The sequence below is a fragment of the Rhodococcus sp. WB9 genome (assembly GCF_007558985.1).
GTDB classification, from domain to species: domain Bacteria; phylum Actinomycetota; class Actinomycetes; order Mycobacteriales; family Mycobacteriaceae; genus Rhodococcus_F; species Rhodococcus_F opacus.
On sequence record NZ_CP041769.1, the window covers coordinates 969,914 to 988,768 of the forward strand.

Below are 18,855 nucleotides of genomic sequence, written 5' to 3' on the forward strand. Positions count from 1 at the left end.
GCGGGGTCCGGGATGGTGATACAACTAGAACACGTTCTAAATTGAAAGTGGGAGTGTCAGCGTGGACTTCACTCGAGACGAAACCCAGGAGGCCGTGGCCCAGGTCGCGGCCGGACTGCTGGCCCGCGACCTCGACGGCGACGCCCTCTGGGCCGCGTTCGCCGACGCCGACCTGCTGACCCTCGCGCTGCCGGAACGTCTCGGCGGCGAAGGGCTCTCGGTCACCGACGTCGGTGCGCTGCTCACCGAGGTCGGGCGGAAGGCGGCGCAGGTCCCGGCCCTCGCAACGCTCGGATTCGGTGTGCTGCCCATCGTCGCGCTGGGGGACGACGCGCAACAGGACGCATTGCTCACCGGTCTCGCCGACGGCCGCACGTTCACCGCGGCGCTCGCCGAACCCGGGGCGCAGTTCCCGGCACGGCCCTCGGTGACCGCGGTCGCGGACGGGGACGGCTACGCCGTCACCGGGCGTGTGCTCGCGGTCCCGTTCGCCGAGCGGGCACACCGGATCCTCGTGCCCACGGACACCGGGGTGGTGCTGGTGGACCCGGGCGCGGACGGCGTCACGCTCACGCCGACACCCTCGGCGTCGGGGAGCGCCGAATTCGCGATCACATTCGACGGCGCGCGGGGCGAACTGCTCGCGGCCGGCGACGACGCGGTGCAGGCGCTGTACCGCATCGCCCTGGCGTCGATCGGGGCGGTCGCGGACGGACTGCTGTCGGGCGCAACGGTTCTGGCAGGCGAGCACCTCGCGACGCGCCACCAGTTCGGTAGGCCGCTCGCCACGTTCCAGGCCGTGTCGCAGCAGATCGCCGACGTCTACGTCACGTCCCGCACCCTCCACGTGTCGGCGCTCGCGGCGTCTTGGCGGGTGTCCGAGGGCCTGGACGCCCAGGACGATCTGGACGTGATGGCGTACTGGATCGCCGCCGAAGTGCCTGCCGCCATGCAGGTTCTGCACCACTTGCACGGCGGGATCGGCGTCGACGTCACGTACCCGCTGCACCGCTACTACTCGACCGCCAAAGACCTGGCCCGCCTCGTGGGCGGCGCCTCGTACCGACTCGACCTCGTGGGGGCCCGGTGTTCATCGATCTGACCGACGAGCAGCGTGAGCTGCAAGCGGAACTGAGGCGCTACTTCTCCGGGCTGATCTCGCCGGCCGAGGCCGAGGTGATGCGCACGGAGCGCCACGGCAGCACCTACCGCGAGGTCATCCGCCGGATGGGCAAGGACGGCTGGCTCGGGGTGGGCTGGCCGGTGGAGTTCGGGGGCCGCGGTTTCGGCGAGATCGAGCAGCAGATCTTCGTCAACGAGGCGACCCGTGCCGACGTGCCGCTGCCCGCGGTCACGTTGCAGACGGTGGGTCCGACGCTGCAGAAGTACGGGACCGCGGAGCAGAAGCGCAAATTCCTTCCCGCGATCCTGGCCGGCGAGGTGCACTTCGCGATCGGCTACACCGAACCGGACGCGGGCACCGACCTCGCGGCGCTGCGGACCACGGCCGTGCGCGTGGGTGACGAGTACGTCGTCAACGGGCAGAAGATCTTCACCACCGGCGGTCACGACGCCGACTACCTGTGGCTCGCCGTCCGCACGGGCTCGGCGGATTCGCGTCACCGCGGCATCTCCATCCTGATCATGGACACCAAGGACCCGGGCTACAGCTGGACGCCGATCATCACGTGCGACGGTGCGCATCACGTCAACGCCACCTACTACTCCGATGTCCGGGTTCCCGCGGACATGCTGGTCGGTGAGGAGAATCATGGCTGGCGACTGATCACCACCCAGCTCAACCACGAACGCGTCATGCTCGGACCGGCAGGCCGGGTGGGAGGTCTCTACGACCGCATCCGCAACTGGGCCGTCGCGCACGAACTGCTCGACGAGCCGGACGTACGTCGCGCGCTCGGCGAGATCCACGCGACGTTCCGCCTCAACGAACTACTCAACTGGCAGGTGGCGTCGAGTGAGTCGGACGCCGTCGACATCGCCGACGCGTCCGCGACGAAAGTGTTCGCCACCGAACGTATTCAGCGCATCGGCCGACTCGTCGAGGAGATCGTCGGACGCTACGGCGACCCGTCCGAGCCGGAGACCGCCGACCTCATGAGGTGGCTCGACATGCAGGTGAAGCGCAACCTCGTCATCACGTTCGGTGGCGGTGTCAACGAGGTGATGCGCGAGCTGATCGCGACAGCCGGTCTGAAACTTCCCCGAGTCCCGCGATAGGAGCGCCGCGCGAAATGAGTTCCGAACAGATTCTCGCTGCTGCAGAAGAGGTCCGGTCGGCGGGCCCGAGCGCTCCCCGCCCCGGGCGGGACCCGATCAACCTGCCGATGATCCGCAACTGGGTGGAGGCGATCGGCGACAGGAATCCGATCTACGTCGACGAGGCGGCGGCGCGGGCAGCCGGACACGACGCCATCGTGGCCCCGCCCGCGATGGCGCAGGTGTGGACGATGCAGGGGCTGAACGCGGTTCGGCAACCCGACGACCCGCTCGGGCGCATGACGACCATCCTCGACGAGGCCGGGTTCACGTCCGTCGTCGCCACCAACTGCGATCAGATCTACCACCGCTACCTGAAGGTCGGCGAGGAGGTCACCATCACCACGACCCTCGAGGACCTCGTGGGTCCGAAGAAGACGGGCCTCGGTGAGGGGTGGTTCTTCACCACCCGCAGCCTGTGGCGGGTCGCGAACGGCGACGGCACCGGCGAGGTCGTGGCCGAGATGCTGTTCCGCATCCTGAAGTTCGCCCCGAAACCCGCTGAACCGGTGGCACCTTCGGCGAACGGTCAGGGCGCGTCCTTCGACGACCTCGATCCCGCCGAGTTGATGCGGCCCAGCGCCTCGCAGGACACCCAGTTCTTCTGGGACGGAGTTGCCGCGCACGAGTTGCGGATCCAGCAGCGGGAGGACGGATCGCTGCAGCACCCGCCGGTGCCCGCGCTGTGGAAGGAAAAGGCTGAGACGACGGACTACGTCGTCGCGTCGGGCCGCGGCACGGTGTTCAGTTACGTGGTCCACCACGCACCGAAGGTCCCGGGACGCTCGCTGCCGTTCGTGGTGGCGCTGGTCGAACTGGAGGAAGGCGTCCGCATGCTCGGTGAGCTGCGCGGTGTCGACCCTGCCGAGGTGACGGTCGGGATGCCGGTGGAGGCGATCTACCTCGACTTCCCGGGCGACGACGAGACGGGCGGCACGCCGTGGACCCTGTACGCGTGGCAGCGCGGAGCGAAGGAGCAGTCATGACGTCCACACTCGATGTCGCGGTGGGAACGACGCTTCCGGAATTGACGGTGACCGGCGACCCGACGTTCGTCGTTTCGGCCGCGCTGGCGACACGCGATTTCCAGGACGTCCACCACGACCGCGACCTGGCGCAGCAACGCGGGTCGAAGGACATCTTCGTCAACATCCTCACCGACACGGGTCTGGTGCAGCGGTTCGTCACCGACTGGGCGGGACCGAACGCGGTGATCAAGTCGATCGCGTTGCGTCTCGGGGTTCCGTGGTACGCGTACGACACCCTCACGCTGAGCGGCACGGTGGCGTCGGTGGACGACGACGTCCTCACGCTGGACGTCGTCGGGAAGAACGGTCTCGGCGACCACATCACGTCGAAGGTGACCCTCGTCCTGGACGGACGCACGAACGGAGCGGGTGCATGAGCGGGTTGTCGGGCAAGGCTGTCATCGCCGGGATCGGCGCCACCGACTTCTCGAAGAACTCGGGCCGGAGCGAATTGCGGCTGGCGGCAGAGGCGGTCACCGCGGCGCTGGACGACGCCGGGCTGACCCCCGTGGACGTCGACGGTCTGACGTCCTTCACGATGGACACCAACACCGAAGCGGCCGTAGCTCGTTCGGTCGGCATTCCGGACCTGAAGTTCTTCAGCCGCATCCACTACGGCGGGGGCGCGGCGTGCGCGACCGTGCAGCAGGCGGCGATGGCCGTGGCCACCGGTGTCGCCGACGTCGTGGTGGCGTACCGGGCGTTCAACGAGCGGTCGGGGATGCGGTTCGGGCAGGTGAACTCCGGTCTGGTGCAGCAGGTGAACTCGTCGGGTACCGACAACGCATTCTCCTACCCGCACGGCCTGTCGACGCCGGCGGCGTTCGTCGCGATGGTCGCCCAGCGGTACATGCACGAATACGGCGCTACGAGCGAGGATTTCGGACGGGTCGCGGTCACCGACCGCAAGCACGCCGCCACCAATCCGAACGCCTTCTTCTACGGCAAGCCGATCACCCTCGAGGACCACCAGAACTCCCGGTTCATCGCCGAGCCTCTGCACCTGCTCGACTGCTGCCAGGAGTCCGACGGCGGCATCGCGATCGTGGTCACGTCGCCGCAGCGGGCGAAGGACCTGAAGCAGAAACCGGCCGTGATCGCCGCGGCAGCTCAGGGGAGCGGCAGCGACCAGTACATCATGACCAGCTACTACCGCCCGGAGCTCGCGGGTCTGCCCGAGATGGAGTTGGTCGGGAGGCAGCTGTGGGATCAGGCCGGGCTCGGGCCGCAGGACATGGATCTGGCCGTCCTCTACGACCACTTCACACCATACGTATTGATGCAGCTCGAAGAACTCGGCTTCTGCGGCCGCGGTGAGGCCAAGGACTTCATCGCCGACGGTGCCATCGACCTCGACGGCAGTCTGCCGCTCAACACCCACGGAGGCCAGCTCGGCGAGGCTTACATCCACGGGATGAACGGCATCGCCGAGGGTGTGCGTCAGATCCGTGGCACGTCCGTGAACCAGGTCTCCGGCGTGCAGAACGTCCTCGTCACCGCCGGGACCGGTGTGCCTACTTCAGGGTTGGTGCTGACGGCCTGAGTCCGGCCCGAGTCCGTCTGCGCGTAATGTGTTTCGCGACATACCCGGCATCCCTGCCCACCCCGCCGGTGAGCATCGAGGCGAACGCCTGCAGGAACGGCAGCCCCACGAAATACAGTCCGGGATGGTCCGGCGACACTCCGCGGGACTGTTCGGGCCACCCGTCCGATCCGGTGACGGGGATCTGGATCCACGACGTGTCCTTGCGGAACCCGGTGCACCAGATGACGTTGCGGACGTCGAGTGCGGTGCCGTCGTCGAGGACCGGTCTGCCGTCGTGGACGCCGGTGACCTTCGCGGGGAAGTGCTCCACACCAGCGGCGGCGAGGTCGGCTCGTTTGACCCGCAGCAGCGGTCCGCCACCCGAACGGACGTGGACGCGCATCTTCCGGCCGACGGGTGTGCGTTCCGTCAGAACATGATTGGCCATGAACCACATGATCGGGATCGCGATGTGGGCAGCGCGCCCCTCGAGGTCGAACGGCACCTCACCGCGGACCGGTCCGGAGATCGTGGTGCGATGCGAACGGGAGACCTCCAGCGCGATGTCCGCGCCGGAGTGGCTGCACCCGACCACCAGCACCGGCCCGTCCTGCAGTTGCGACGGATTGCGGTAGTCGCTCGAATGCAGTTGCCGGATCCGGGGGTCGAGACGCTCGGCCAGATCCGGAAGAACCGGGGACTGCCACGTTCCGGAGGCGACGACGACGTTGTCGGCCTCGAATCGGTCCGTCCCCGCCGTGACGACGTAGCGGTCGCCGACACGGGACAGGCCGTCGACGGTGGTGCCGGTCCGGATCGGCAGCGCGAATCGCGCCGCGTAGGCCTCGAAGTAGTCGGCCACCTCGTCCTTACCGGGCCAGGACCAACCCCGGGCGGGAATTCCCCAGCCGGGCAGACCGTCATACCGGGCGGGACTGTAGAGCCGGAGCGAGTCGAACCGCTCCCGCCACACGTCCCCGACGCGATCGTGAGCGTCGAGGATCACGAACCGCTGCCCGCATCTTGTGAGGTGGTAACCGGTGGCGAGGCCGGCCTGTCCGGCACCGATCACGATCGTGTCGAAGCATTCTGTGGACATCGTGTGCCTTCTTCCCCTCGGGTGATCGGTGGTCATGCTCAACGCTATGACCGGGGCCGATCTCGGCGCGTCGGGAGAATGGCGCAGATACGTACGACCGTATGGGTACTTTCATGCAGACGGCTCGACGAGGTGATGCTCGTACGCATAGGCGGTGGCCGCGGACCTCGACGAGATGCCCAGCTTGACGAAGATGTTGCTCAGGTGCCGTGCGACCGTCTTCTCACTGAGGAACAGTTCCGTCGCCACCGCCCGGTTGCTCTTCCCTGCGGCCACGAGGCGCAGCACGCACACTTCTCGCGGAGTGAGTGGGGTGCTGACCGTCGAGTCGGGCCGGAACTCTGCCCGCAGTCGCTCGAGGTCCGGGACTGCACCCAGTTGCCGGTAGGTGGCGGACGCGAGGTCGTGCTCCATCTGCGCGGTGTCGTCGTCACCCAGGTCGCGGCACACCAGCGCGACCGACTCCCGGACCCGCGCGCACTCGTAGGGCGCGCCGATGTCCTGCCAGCGCCGCCACGCGTCGCGCAGAATGGTCAGCGCGTCGCTACCCCGTCCCTCGGCGTGCAGCACCGATCCCGACGCCTGAGCGGACAGTGCGCACAGGTAGGGGATCGCGAACCGTGTTGCGATCGAGTCGAGTTCGTCGGCGGCGGTGCGAGCGGCCGGAACGTCGCCGGCGGCGAGCAGGATGTCCACGCAGGCGGGCAGCAGCCGGGCGCGTTCCACGGCGCCGCTGGACTCGCCCACCGCACAGCGGATCGAGGCGACCGCGCTGCCGACCCGCCCCTGCGCCATCCGCAGCAGCGCGAGTCCGGGTTGCGGTCGCCTGCCCCAGCGGTTCGCCTCCAGGAACAACTTCTCGGCCTGGGCGACCTCGCCGCGCAGGCGGTGGAGGTCGGCCATCACGTAGGCGGCGGACCCGGCCGCGGCGTGCGAGGCGAGCCGCTCGTGTGCCCGCCGCGCCGAGTCCATCGCCGTGGGCCAATCGCCCTGCAGTTGCAGGATCTCGGCGCGGTGGACGAGGCACTGACCGCGGTACGGGACGAGGTCGGGTTGCGAGGAGCACCACTCCTCCAGCGCCACAGTCCATTCCCTGGACCGGCGGAGATCGCAGATGTTCTGGCACTGCTCGATCACGGCGCAGTACACGATCCCCGCCACCACCGGGGACACCTCGTCGGACGTCACCCCGACCATCGCCTCGTCGAACGCGGACACCGCGTCGGCAACGTCCCCCAGCAGGACGAGCGAATGGCCGGTGCCCAGCACCCCGAGCGTCGTCAGATCGGGGTCGGCGAACCGGGTGCCCGCCTCCGTGATCGCACGGAAGATGTCGTGGGCCGCCTTGCCGTCGCCGGCGTCGATCCGTTGCAGTCCCTGCGGCACCAGCAGGTAGCCGCGCTCGGCGCAGTCCACACCCGCGGTGTCCAGCAGTCGCTGGGCCTTGCCCAGCCAGCCGCCGCCGCGCGCCTGCTCGCCCCGCATGATCAGGACGAACGAGAGCCAGAACGCGCACCGCGCGGAGCGCACCGGTCGACCCACGCGGGCCCACTCGTGCACCGCCCGTTCCCACCATCCGGTGCTGGCGTCGTCCTCACCGAGCAGGTAGGCGGCGGTGGCGACCAGTTCGAGGTCGTCACCGGACAGCGGGGTCTGCCGGTCGGCGCCCGACAGTCGTGCGTAGGTGTCGCGCCAGTCCCGTCGTTCGAAGGCCGCACGGCCCGTCCGGAGTTCCGACGTCGCGTCGGACATCACTGTCTCCTGCCGAAGATCTGCGCGCTGACCTGCTCGGATTTTCAGACTACCGCCGCACCGGGCCCGCCGGGAACGTCGAATATTCGCTGCAGTATGTCGGTGCCTCGAGTCACACTGGGGTCCACACGCCAACGGATGGGAACTTCTGATGGTCGATGCGATAACGGCAGTGGGTCTGGTCAAGAAGTACGGCAAGGTCACAGCGCTGGACGGGGTCGACCTCGCGGTCCCGTCGGGAACGGTGATGGCACTGCTCGGCCCGAACGGCGCAGGGAAGACGACGGCGGTGCGGGTGTTCACCACACTTCTCGTCCCGGATGCCGGCCGGGCGGAGGTGGCCGGTCTCGACGTCGTCCACGACGCGCGGGTGCTCCGATCCCGGATCGGCGCGTCGGGGCAGTACGCGGCGGTCGACGAGTACCTCACCGGTTTCGAGAATCTCGAGATGGTCGGGCGGCTCTACCACCTCGGGCGCAAACGCAGTAAGGCGCGCGCCCGTGAACTGCTCGAACAGTTCGATCTGATCGAGGCGGGAGATCGTCCCGTGAAGGGCTACTCGGGTGGCATGCGCCGGCGTCTCGATCTCGCGGGAGCGCTCGTGGCCGAGCCGGAAGTGTTGTTCCTGGACGAACCGACCACCGGGCTCGACCCCCGCGCCCGGCTGGCGCTCTGGGACGTCATCGACAATCTCGTCGCCAGGGGCACCACGCTTCTCCTGACCACCCAGTACATGGAAGAGGCCGAGCGCCTCGCCGACCAGATCGCGGTGATCGACCACGGTTCGGTCATCGCCCGCGGAACAGCCGACGAATTGAAGGACCGCGTGGGCGGTGAGCGCATCGAGCTGAGCGTCCGGGAGGGCATAGAACTGTCCGTCGTGCGCGACGAACTGGCCCCGCTCGCCGCAGGCGACATTCTGGTCGAAGAAAACGTTCGCCGGGTGACGGTGCCGGTGACCGGCGGTGCGGACGCCCTCGTCGAGGCGCTGGGCCGCCTCTCCACTCGAGGAGTGAAGGTGTTCGACGTCGGCCTGCGCAGACCGACGCTGGACGACGTCTTCCTCACCCTGACCGGACACGAAGCCGAAGAGGAGCACGTCTCATGAGCGCCCCACAGACGGCGTCCGTGCACACCGCACTCGCGGACGGGCTCACGATCGCCAAGCGCAACATGATCAAGATCAAGCGCGTCCCCGACCTCATCGTGTTCACCACGTTGTCGCCGATCATGTTCGTGCTGCTGTTCGCGTACGTGTTCGGCAGTGCCATCCAGGTTCCCGGGATGTCCTACCGCGAATTCCTGATCGCCGGGATCTTCACGCAGACAGTCATCTTCGGGGCCACGTGGACGGGTCTCGGGATGGTCGAGGACCTGCAGAAGGGGATCATCGACCGGTTCCGGTCGCTGCCGATGGCCCCGTCCGCCGTGCTCCTTGGCCGCACCTCCACCGACGTCCTGATCAACATCGTCAGCCTCGTCGTGATGTCGCTGACCGGCCTGATCATCGGGTGGCGCATCCACTCGAGCCTCGGCGAAGCGCTGCTCGGCTACCTGCTCCTGCTGTTGTTCGCCTACGCACTGTCGTGGGTGATGGCGGTGGTCGGATTGTGGATCCGAACACCGGAAGTGTTCAACAACGCAAGCTTCATCGTCATCTTCCCGCTGTCGTTCATCGCGAACACGTTCGTCGAGACCACCAATCTGCCCGGTCCGCTGAAGGTGATCGCGGAATGGAATCCGGTGTCCGCGGTGACGCAGGCCGTGCGGGAACTGTTCGGAAACACCAACCCGGCTATGACCGTTCCCGACGCGTGGCCGTTGCAGCACCCGATCATCGCCTCCCTGGCGTGGTCGGCGGTGCTGCTGGTGATCTTCGTGCCGTTCGCGATCCGGCGGTACAAGAAGGCGGTCAGCCGCTGAAGGTGCCGGACCAGCGGGACGCCCGTTGCGTCAGATCGAACGAGCGTCCGGTTCGTCCCGTTCGTCCCGGGGCTAGCGGAGTTCGCGCGGCGAATCGACGTCGCGGCCCGACCCCAGGTCGGAGCAGTCGACGGCCTCGGCACCGTGTGCTTCGAGGTATTTCCGTGCGCCGGAGTCCCCGGTAAGACTGCGCCGCAACGGAAGCCAGTGTTCGCGGCCGATCAGCACGGGGTGGCCCGGGCGTCCGGAATAGTGGGCCTGACGGAGCGCCGAGCGGGCGTCGCCGGGCGGCACCGACGCCACCCGACGGACGGCGTCGACACCGAGGTCGGGGAGATCGACCAGGGTGATGACGACGGCATCGACATCGGCGAACGTCGCCGCAACCTCCAGCCCCCGGCGCAGGGAGGCCGACAGCCCCGACTTCCAGTCCTCCGCGATCCCGACGGTGACGGGGACGCCGGCCGGCAGTAGGTCCTCGGCCTCGTCGGCGCGGGCCCCGAGCACCACGACGGTGGGCGCGCATCCGGCGTCCGACAGCACTCGCACGCCGCGGGCGAGCCACGGTTCTCCGTCCGCGCCGACGACGAGTGCCTTGGGCATGCCCATGCGCGAACCGGCCCCGGCGGCGAGCAGCACGCCCCCGATCGTCATCGTGGTCTCACCTGTCGGCGCAGCATGCGTTCAACTTACTTCTCCTTCGCGAAGTTCGCGGTGACGCGCTGGTAGAGGTAGTCCTCGGCGGTGATGTCGGGGTACTTGCCAGCGGGTCCGGAGATGACGACGTCGCGGTTGGCCTGGGCGAAGAACGCGAGGCTGTAGCGGGCGCCGTGGTCGCCGTCCGGTCCGGGGCTCTTGACGCGGTGGAAGTTGGACGGCAACAGGTCGTCGCTCCACCGCATCAGCATGTCGCCGATGTTGCAGGTGATCGCGTCCTCGGACGGCTCGATGGACGTCCACTCCTGGGTGTCCATCTCCTTGCCCGGCAGCACCTGCAGACCGCCCTGGCCTTCTTGCTGGAACAGCAGGGTGAGACAGTCGAAATCGGTGTGGGCGCCGGCGCGCCACAGGCCGAGGTCGCTCCGAAGGTGCTCCGGGATGGCGAAATAGTGCAGCATCCGCAGGGAGCTCTGGTAGCTGTCCACCGACGGGTCATGGGCCTCGGCGAAGAAGTCGCGCTCGAACCCGCGCTTGTCGGCGACGCACGACAGCAGTCGCATCGCCACGTCCCAGCACTGCGCCTCGAATCCGAGCATCGTGTCGCGGAAACCGGCCAGCTCCGCCTCGGTGGGCCACAGGTCGCCCATGTGCGGCCGGGTGATCTGGTACGACTCCTTCTCGTCCGGGACGCCGATGGACGGGCGCACCTGGGTTTTGCTCTCCCACCCGGAGTTGAAGCCCTTCTTCAGCGGGTACTGCGCCTTCACGGCCGAATCGAGGGCGAAGAAATGCTCGGACATCGCGAACGCCCTGCGCATGTCGGCGAGGTGTATGCCGTGGTTGTAGACCTGGAAGAATCCGACGTCGACCGCCGCGTTCCACAGCTGTTCGGTGATGTCCGAGCGTCGAGCATCGAAGTCCGAGAGGTCGATTCGTCGGATCTCGCGGTCGGTGGTCTCCGTCCCGAGCCCCCCCATGCGGGATTCCTTGGCGAGTTCGTTCAACGGGTGGCTGCCGGTCATCGCGTCGCTCCAATCTTGATTACATGCAATCTTGGGGCTTTGACCCACTATTGCGTGTAAACGTGACGAGTGGAGTCGCAGATATGACGTGTGCGCTAAATGCTTAGGGGGAATTTGCGAAGAGTCGATGGCCGGGTAGCCCTGGGAGTAATTACATGCAATCGATACTTCGTGCCCATGTCGCGGCGTGCACCGTAGACTGGCCGGTGGCCTCGACACGCCAACGGTCGGAACGGACGGACACATGGTGGATCCGAACAGAGTCGGCGAACCTGCCCGGCAGGAGTTCGCGCAGCAGTGGGGCGGCTCCGGCAGCGTCGTCGACATCGACGGTCCCGTCCACTGGGTCGAATACGGTGCCGACACCGGATCCCTTCCGGTGGTCATGGTTCACGGCCTCGGCGGCTCGCATCTCAACTGGGTCCGGATCGCACCGGTCCTCGCGGAGCGCACCCGGGTGCTCACCGTGGATCTCCCCGGATTCGGGCTCAGTCCGTCCGGGCATCGCCGGACGGGGGTCGGCGCCAACGCCAAGGTGCTGCATCGCTTCCTCCGGGACGTCGTCGGCGGTCCCGTGATCCTGATGGGCAACTCGATGGGCGGCATGATCTCGCTGTTCGAGGCGGCGGCGCACCCCGAGATGGTTTCGGCGCTGGTTCTCGTCGACCCCGCACTCCCTGTCGCGCAACGGATCCCGGACCCCCGGATCGCCGCGCAGTTTGCGATGTACTTCACGCCGTTCGTGGGGGAGCGGTTCCTGCAGTACTCGAGCAGGAAGTTGACGGACCGGCAGTTGGTCGCGCGGATGATCGACCTGTGCTTCGCCGAGCCGAGCCGGGCGTCGGAAGATTCCCTCGACGCCGCAGCCGCTCTCGCGGGATACCGGCGCGGGCTGCCGTCCGAGGATGCTGCGTTCCTTCAGGCCAGCCGGTCGCTGATGCGCGTTCTGGCTCGCCCGCGCCGATACCTCGACACCATGCAGTCGATCGCGCAACCCGTTCTCCTACTCCACGGCGACCGCGACCGTCTGGTTCCGGTCACGGCGGCGCGCAAGGTGGCGACGGCAAACCCGCGGTGGGACAGCGTGATTCTCGCGAACGTGGGGCACACCCCGCAGCTCGAGGTTCCCGACATGATGCTCGACCACGTGCACGCGTGGGTCGACCGGCACGGACTGATCGACGCCTAGGCTTCCGCCGACCCGCGGGACCCGGCGATCGACTGCGCCAGCGCGCGGAACAGATGGGTGAGTTCGGGTCTCGTCGCCGTTCCGCTCCGGACGACCCCGCACACCGGGATGCGCAGCCGGTCGTGCGCCTCGCGCAGGAAGCTCAGCCCGCGGCGGGGAGTCGCGTCGGCCGTGTCGGCGTACAGCACCGTCCACGACCGCGGGGTCGTGAGGACGTCGAGGGTGGCGGTGTGGTCGCTGGGGATCGACGGTCCGAGCATGACCCGCTGCCCGACCTGCCGGAACGCGTCCTCGACGACGGTGTGGATCAGGATCTGACTGCTGCGTGGCGGGAGCAGCAGGGGGTACGGCGCCAGTTCGCTCAGGTCGACGGTCGAGACCCCCGCCAGCGGGTGTTTGCTCGACGTCACGATCACCAGGTCCTCGAGCCCGAATTCCACGGTTTCGAGCCCGGGCCGGTCGACGCCGCCGCGGATCAGCGCGAGATCGGCGTCCCCCGACGCGACGGCGGTCATCCGGTCGGTGAAGTCCTTGATGACGAATTCGATGTCGAGCTGTGGGAAGTCCTCGCGGACAGTGGATATCGCCTCGAGGCTCTGGGTTGCGAAGCTCATGCTCGCACTGATGCGGAGCCGATTGCGGGGATCGAGTCCCACCGACAGCGCGCGGGCCTCGAGGCCCATCATCTCGGCCGCGATGGGCATCAGTCGTTCGCCTGCCGCGGTCAGCCGCGTGGCGCGCGTCGACCGCTCCAGGAGGGTGGTGCCCAACTCGTGCTCGAGCTTCGCGATCTGGTGACTGATCGCCGACTGGGAGATGAAGCAGCGTTGCGCCGCGCGCGAGAAACTGCCCTCCTCGCCGACCGCGAGGAAGTAGCGAAGCTGTCGGAACTCCATGACCTGAGGTTACGTCCTTCCGCGAAGACTTATGAGCAATCGAGATAACACAATTTCGATTTCCCCAGCTTACTGGCGATTAACAATGGTCGATCCCTAATGTGGAGCTCATACGCGGCGCTAAGTAGACGCCAGAAGCAGTAGGAGGTTTTCGGTGGATCGCACACAGGTCGTCATCGTGGGATCGGGATTCGGCGCCCTCGCGGCGGCGAAGAAGCTCGGCAAGGCAGGCACGCCGTTCGTGCTGATTTCCGAGACCACCGAGCATCTGTTCCAGCCCCTCCTGTACCAGGTCGCCACCGGTGTCATCTCGCCCGGCGAGATCGCCCCGTCCATCCGCGCGATCCTCGCCAAATACCCCAGCGGTGACGTCCGGCTCGGCCGCGTCGTCGACGTCGACCCGGACAAGAAGCAGGTCGTCTACGAGGCGGGCGGGGTGAGCCACACGATCGGTTACGACAGCCTGATCGCCGCGACGGGCGCCCGGCAGGCCTACTTCGGCCACGACGAGTTCGCCGAGGTCACGTACGCGCTCAAGACCGTCGCCGATGCCGACCGGCTGCGCCGGCAGATCGTCCGCTGCTTCGAGGAGGCGCACACCACCTCCGACCCGGAGCGTCGCCGCGACCTGCTGCACTTCATCGTGATCGGTGCCGGTCCGACCGGTGTCGAACTGGCTGGTCAGATCAAGGAACTGGCGGGCCGCTACTTCGAGAAGTCGCTCCGCGACATCACGTCCGAAGACGTCACCGTCACCCTCGTCGAGGGTGCGAACGAGACGCTGCCCGTGTTCGGCGGCAAGCTCAGCAAGTACACCCAGGACTCGCTGGAGAAGGCGGGTGTCGAGGTGGTGCTGGGCACGATGGTCACCGACATCGACGAACACGGCGCCACCCTGTCGTCGCCGAGCACCGGCTTCGAGAAGCGCCTCACGGCGGACACGATCATCTGGTCGGCCGGCATCCAGGCCAACGACTTCGCTGCGGTGCTCGCTGACCGAACCGGCTGTGAGACCGGCCGCGGCGGGCGTCTGCTGGTCGACGAGGACCTCACGGTGGGCCGCTACGACGACGTCTACGCGATCGGCGACATGGCGTCGCTGAACAACCTGCCCGCCCAGTCGCCGTTCGCGATGCAGGGTGGACGGCACGTCGCGGCCATCATCACCGGGAAACGCGCCCTCGGAACGCCGTTCACGTACCGCGACAAGGGCAGCATGGCGATCATCAACCGGTTCCGTGCGATCACCCGCGTCGGCAAGGTCGAGCTGACCGGTGTGCTCGCCTGGTTCCTGTGGCTCGCCGTGCACCTCGTCTACCTGGTCGGATTCCGCAACCGGTACGTCGCGGTGATGTCGTGGTGCGGTTCGTTCCTCGGACACCGCCGCCCGCACTTCCACTACGCCCAGGAGATCGAACCCGCCGAACTGACCGAGCAGCGAGAGGGTGCCGCGGCCTAACATCGGTCGATGACCATCACCAGCGCTGGAGTACTCCTGTATCGCACCGACGATGCGGGGGTGCTCCAGTTGTGGCTCGTGCACATGGGCGGCCCGTTCTGGGCGCGCAAGGACGAGGCCGCGTGGTCGATCCCCAAGGGCGAATACGCCGAGGGCGAGGATCCCTACGCGGCCGCACTGCGCGAGTTCGAGGAAGAGATCGGCGCGCCGCCACCGGCCGTCGAGTACGAGTTCCTCGGAGAATTCCGGCAACCCTCACGCAAGCTGATCACCGTCTATGCGGCGGAGGTGAGCGAGGACGTCACGTTCGTCGAGAGCAACACGTTCGAGCTGGAGTGGCCGCCGCGGTCGGGGAAGTTTCAGCAGTTCCCCGAGGTCGACGATGCCCGCTGGTTCCCGGCGAGCGTCGCCGAGACGAAGCTGGTCAAGGGGCAGCGTCCGATCATCCAGGCGTTGCGCCTTCGGCGCCCGTGAGTACTTATTAACCGCGCGACGTTAATAAGTACTCACGGGCGCGGGAGCGCACGCCAGACGGCGGCGGGGGTCATCGGGATACGACGAAGCCGGGCGCCGGTGGCGTCCGCGATCGCGTTGGCCAGGGCGGGGGCGACCGGGTTGTACGGGGACTCGCTCATCGACTTGGCGCCGTGCGGGCCCAGCTCGTCGTAGGTGTCCGCGAAGTACACGTCCGTGTCCGGCACGTCCACGAGCTGCGGGATGTGGTAATTCCGGAGCTGCGGGTTGAGCACCGTCCCGGCGCCGTCGAGGAGGATCTCCTCGTACAGTGCGCTGCCGATCGCCTGCGCGACGCCGCCCTCGACCTGCCCGCGGCACTGCTGCGGGTTGAGGACCGTGCCGGCATCCGCCGACTGGATGGACTGCAGGATCCGGACCTCCCCGGTGACGGTGTCGACCGCCACCCGGAACGCGTGCACGTTGAAGACCACCGAGCGGGGGGTGCCGTCGTGCCTGCCCTCGGCGCGGATCGGTCCCTCGGGCACCAGCTTGTCGAGTTCGACGACCCGTCCGGCGACCTCGACCGCGTCGGGTGTCAGCGCGCAGTCGGCGTCCTCGGCGGCACCCGCGACGCGGCGGGCGACCTCGAACAGCTGTTCCCGCAATCGGGTTCCCGCAAGATGTACCGCCTTCCCCGCGACCACCGTGCCTGCCGAACCGAATGCGCCGGTGTCGTGTCCGGCGACGTCGGTGTCGGATTGCAGCACGGTGATCCGGTCGGCGGTGGTGCCCAGCGCGGACGCGGCGAGCTGGGCGTGCACGGTGGTGGTGCCGTTGCCGAACTCCGCGGTGCCCACCCGAAGTTCGTACCGGCCGCCCTCGACGAGGGTGCAGGACACGTCCGCGAAGTGCCCCCGCGGCGGAATGGTCGCGATCATGGACGCCGCCATACCCTCACCGACCCGCCACTGCGGGCCGTCCGGAGGGCGCACGTCGTTGCCGCGGCGCAGTGCGACCTCCGCCAGGTCGAGGCACTGGTCGAGCCCGTAGCTGCCGTACGTGAGGTCGCCGTGCTCCACCTCGAAGTCGACGAAGTCGTCACCCGGAACGACCACGTTGCGGCGGCGCAGTTCGAACGGATCGATGCCCAGCTGCGTCGCCAGCTGATCGAGCGCGGATTCCACCGCGAAGATGACCTGGCCCAGACCGTAGCCGCGGAACGCCCCGGACGGCAGGTTGTTGGTGTAGACGGCCTGGGCGTCCACCCGCTTGTTCGGCGACCGGTACAGCGCAACGGATTCGCTGCAGCCGTGGAACATCACCCCCACCGAATGATTGCCGTACGCGCCGGCGTCCGAGAGCACGTCGACGGCGAGCGCCGTCAGCTTTCCGTCCCCGTCGGCCCCGACCTTCACCGCGACCCGCATGGGATGCCGGCACGGGGCGATCGTGAACTGGTCGGAGCGGGTGAACTCGTACTGCACCGGTCTGCCGGTGCGCAGAACCGCGAGGGCCACGAGGTCCTCGACCAGCATCTCCTGCTTCGCACCGAATCCGCCACCGACGCGGGCGGTGAACACCCGGACCTGTGAGCGGTCGAGCGAGAACAGGTGGGCGAGTTCGTCGCGAACCAGAAAGGGCACTTGGGTGCTGCTGCGGAGGGTGAGCCGCCCGTCGGAGTCGAGCCAGCCGATGGCAGAGTGGGTTTCGAGATGCGCGTGCTGCACGCGTTGCGTCTGCCACGTGCCCTCCACCACCGCGCCCGTGTCCCGCGCCGCCGCGAGTCCGGCCGCGAGGTCGCCGACTTCGCCGTGGACCTCGGCCACCAGGTTCCGGGACGGGTCCGCGATCCGGGAATCGGCGCCCTTGTCACCGTGCAGCAGGGGGGCACCGGGGCGGCGTGCCAGGTCGGGATCGAAGACCGGTTCCAGCACTTCGTACTCCACGTCGATCAGTTCCACTGCGCGCCGGGCGGTGTCGACGGAGTCCGCGACGACGGCCGCGACGCGCTGCCCCCGGAACCGGAGAATCGTGTCGAACACGTGGGTGTCGTCGGGGTCGTCGGTGCGGAACTCGTGGCGGGCCGTGGAGAAGGCGACGTCGGGACTGTCGCGGTGGGTGAGCACCGCGTGGACGCCGGGCAGCGTCTCCGCGGCGGACGTGTCGAGTCGGGTGATGCGGGCGTGCGCGTGCGGGCTGCCGAGGATCTGGATGTGCGTCAGGCCCTCGACGGCCAGGTCGAGGGTGTAGGGTTCGGCGCCGCACACCACCCGGGCGGCGGCAGGCGCGGGAATGGAGCGGCCGAACGACTCACCGGCACTGTCCGATTCCGTGGTGCACACGCCACCGACGGCGTCGCGAATGGCGCGATAGCCGGTGCAGCGGCACAGATTCCCCTTCAGTGAGCGCGGCAGGTCGGCGCGTTGACCGGAGTCGAGCGCGGACGCGGTCACCACCATCCCCGGTGTGCAGAACCCGCACTGGAAGCCCGCCGCCTCGACGAACTGCTGCTGCACGGGATGGAGTCGATCAGGACTGCCGAGACCCGCCGCCGTGGTCACCTCGCGGTTCTCGGCGCGATGAGCCGGCACCACACACGAATGCACCGGAGCGCCGTCGAGCAGCACGGAACAGGCGCCGCAATCGCCGGCGTCGCAACCCTTCTTGACCGCGAACCGCTGCTGCTCCCGCAGGAAGGTGCGCAGGCACTGACCGGGCCGTGGGTCGGCATCCACCGACTGCCCGTCGACCGTCAATTTCATTCCAGCTCCCTCCTGATCTCCTCGGCGAGCACTCCCGTGACGTGCCGACGCCAGTCCGCGGCGCCGTGCGCGTCGGTCAGGTAGTCGTCGGGGGAGATCCGTTCCGACAGAAACTCGCTCAACACGTCGGGGCCGGGAACGGCGGGGAAGCGGAGGACGAACGGGCGGACGGTCGACGCGGTGACGGTCAGCGCGAAACCGTCCGCGTCGACACGCCCGGCCAGCAGGGCGCCGGACCGTCCGAGCGGCGAGTACGCGATCTTGCGCAGCGACGCGCGGCCCCGCAATGCGGTGGCGGGAAGGTGGATGCTGCGGATCAGGTCACCGGCTCCGAGCACCGTGCGACCGGCATCGGTGACGAATCGGTCGACCGGGACTCGGCGTTCACCCCCGTCGGCGGTCCAGAGCAGGAGTTCGGCGTCGAGGGCGCAGCACAGCGTGATCATGGCCCCGGCCGGGAGCGCCAGCGCGAGGTTGCCGCCGACGGTCGCGGTGTGCCAGATCTTCCACGACGCGCCCAGGGACTCGGCGCACGGCCGGAACAGGCTCGTCGCCGTCCACTCGGCGGGAAGCGGTGCATTGCAGAGATTCTCGATGGTGCACGTCGCGGCGAGCTCGAGTCCGTCGTCGTGGACGGTGATCGCAGGCCAGTCGAGGGTGGCCAGGTCCACCAGCCGGGTGATCGTCGGCTGCGGTTCCGAGTACAGCCAGGTGCCGCCCGCCAGGAACGCCGCTCCGGGTTCCGGGGCGGGCAGGTCGTCACGGCTGCGTGGGGCCGAGAGTTCCGTCACGAACGACAGATCCATC

General features: G+C 68.2%; 17 protein-coding genes. 10 read left to right on the forward strand and 7 right to left on the reverse strand.

Annotated elements, in window-relative coordinates:
- The first annotated feature begins 61 nt into the window (after positions 1-61).
- From FND50_RS04670 to FND50_RS04690, 5 genes are read left to right on the forward strand one after another with little or no spacing between them, the layout of a single operon-like run.
- A complete protein-coding gene (locus FND50_RS04670) occupies positions 62-1,102 on the forward strand; it encodes an acyl-CoA dehydrogenase family protein (protein WP_144284905.1) in 1,041 nt (346 codons plus the stop codon).
- Entirely contained in the window at positions 1,087-2,238 is a 1,152-nt protein-coding gene (locus FND50_RS04675; protein ID WP_144284906.1) for an acyl-CoA dehydrogenase family protein, read from the forward strand. Before FND50_RS04670 ends, FND50_RS04675 begins: the two co-directional genes overlap by 16 nt.
- Positions 2,239-2,252: 14 nt before the next feature.
- Positions 2,253-3,263 (forward strand): bifunctional MaoC family dehydratase N-terminal/OB-fold nucleic acid binding domain-containing protein, encoded by a 1,011-nt coding sequence (locus FND50_RS04680; RefSeq protein ID WP_144284907.1) that lies wholly within the window; start codon positions 2,253-2,255, stop codon positions 3,261-3,263.
- A complete protein-coding gene (locus FND50_RS04685) occupies positions 3,260-3,682 on the forward strand; it encodes a MaoC family dehydratase (RefSeq protein WP_144284908.1) in 423 nt (140 codons plus the stop codon). Before FND50_RS04680 ends, FND50_RS04685 begins: the two co-directional genes overlap by 4 nt.
- A complete protein-coding gene (locus FND50_RS04690; protein ID WP_144284909.1) occupies positions 3,679-4,848 on the forward strand; it encodes a lipid-transfer protein in 1,170 nt (389 codons plus the stop codon). Before FND50_RS04685 ends, FND50_RS04690 begins: the two co-directional genes overlap by 4 nt.
- Here FND50_RS04690 and FND50_RS04695 read toward each other — a convergent pair.
- A complete protein-coding gene (locus FND50_RS04695) occupies positions 4,820-5,929 on the reverse strand; it encodes an NAD(P)/FAD-dependent oxidoreductase (RefSeq protein WP_144284910.1) in 1,110 nt (369 codons plus the stop codon). The genes FND50_RS04690 and FND50_RS04695 overlap by 29 nt on opposite strands.
- Before the next feature lie 111 nt (positions 5,930-6,040).
- Positions 6,041-7,681, reverse strand: a complete 1,641-nt coding sequence (locus tag FND50_RS04700; protein ID WP_144284911.1) for a helix-turn-helix transcriptional regulator — start codon at positions 7,679-7,681, stop codon at positions 6,041-6,043.
- A 151-nt stretch (positions 7,682-7,832) separates the two neighbouring features.
- On the opposite strand from FND50_RS04700, the gene FND50_RS04705 reads away from it, so the two are divergent.
- Both FND50_RS04705 and FND50_RS04710 read left to right on the forward strand, forming a co-directional pair.
- Complete coding sequence (locus FND50_RS04705; protein WP_144284912.1) at positions 7,833-8,789, forward strand: ATP-binding cassette domain-containing protein; 957 nt, start codon at positions 7,833-7,835, stop codon at positions 8,787-8,789.
- Positions 8,786-9,604 (forward strand): ABC transporter permease, encoded by an 819-nt coding sequence (locus tag FND50_RS04710; RefSeq protein WP_005244857.1) that lies wholly within the window; start codon positions 8,786-8,788, stop codon positions 9,602-9,604. The genes FND50_RS04705 and FND50_RS04710 overlap by 4 nt, the downstream gene beginning before the upstream one ends.
- A gap of 72 nt (positions 9,605-9,676) precedes the next feature.
- Here FND50_RS04710 and FND50_RS04715 read toward each other — a convergent pair whose 3' ends face one another.
- A complete protein-coding gene (locus FND50_RS04715) occupies positions 9,677-10,258 on the reverse strand; it encodes an NTP transferase domain-containing protein (RefSeq protein WP_144284913.1) in 582 nt (193 codons plus the stop codon).
- A gap of 35 nt (positions 10,259-10,293) precedes the next feature.
- Entirely contained in the window at positions 10,294-11,286 is a 993-nt protein-coding gene (locus tag FND50_RS04720; RefSeq protein ID WP_144284914.1) for an isopenicillin N synthase family oxygenase, read from the reverse strand.
- A 244-nt stretch (positions 11,287-11,530) separates the two neighbouring features.
- Here FND50_RS04720 and FND50_RS04725 point away from each other — a divergent pair, with 244 nt between their 5' ends.
- Entirely contained in the window at positions 11,531-12,475 is a 945-nt protein-coding gene (locus FND50_RS04725; RefSeq protein ID WP_144284915.1) for an alpha/beta fold hydrolase, read from the forward strand.
- Here the strand turns inward: FND50_RS04725 and FND50_RS04730 are convergent.
- On the reverse strand, positions 12,472-13,371 hold the full coding sequence (locus tag FND50_RS04730) for a LysR family transcriptional regulator (protein ID WP_144284916.1): 900 nt from the start codon (positions 13,369-13,371) through the stop codon (positions 12,472-12,474). The two genes, FND50_RS04725 and FND50_RS04730, sit on opposite strands and share 4 nt — an antisense overlap.
- Before the next feature lie 154 nt (positions 13,372-13,525).
- Here FND50_RS04730 and FND50_RS04735 point away from each other — a divergent pair, with 154 nt between their 5' ends.
- Complete coding sequence (locus FND50_RS04735) at positions 13,526-14,830, forward strand: NAD(P)/FAD-dependent oxidoreductase (protein WP_095868884.1); 1,305 nt, start codon at positions 13,526-13,528, stop codon at positions 14,828-14,830.
- A 9-nt stretch (positions 14,831-14,839) separates the two neighbouring features.
- Positions 14,840-15,304 (forward strand): NUDIX domain-containing protein, encoded by a 465-nt coding sequence (locus FND50_RS04740; protein ID WP_144284917.1) that lies wholly within the window; start codon positions 14,840-14,842, stop codon positions 15,302-15,304.
- Positions 15,305-15,336: 32 nt separating this feature from the next.
- Here the strand turns inward: FND50_RS04740 and FND50_RS04745 are convergent, their stop codons facing one another.
- Positions 15,337-18,048, reverse strand: coding sequence for a molybdopterin cofactor-binding domain-containing protein (locus FND50_RS04745; RefSeq protein WP_144284918.1), 2,712 nt, complete (start codon positions 18,046-18,048; stop codon positions 15,337-15,339).
- Entirely contained in the window at positions 18,045-18,854 is an 810-nt protein-coding gene (locus FND50_RS04750; RefSeq protein WP_144284919.1) for a xanthine dehydrogenase family protein subunit M, read from the reverse strand. The genes FND50_RS04745 and FND50_RS04750 overlap by 4 nt, the downstream gene beginning before the upstream one ends.
- Position 18,855: the final 1 nt, after the last annotated feature.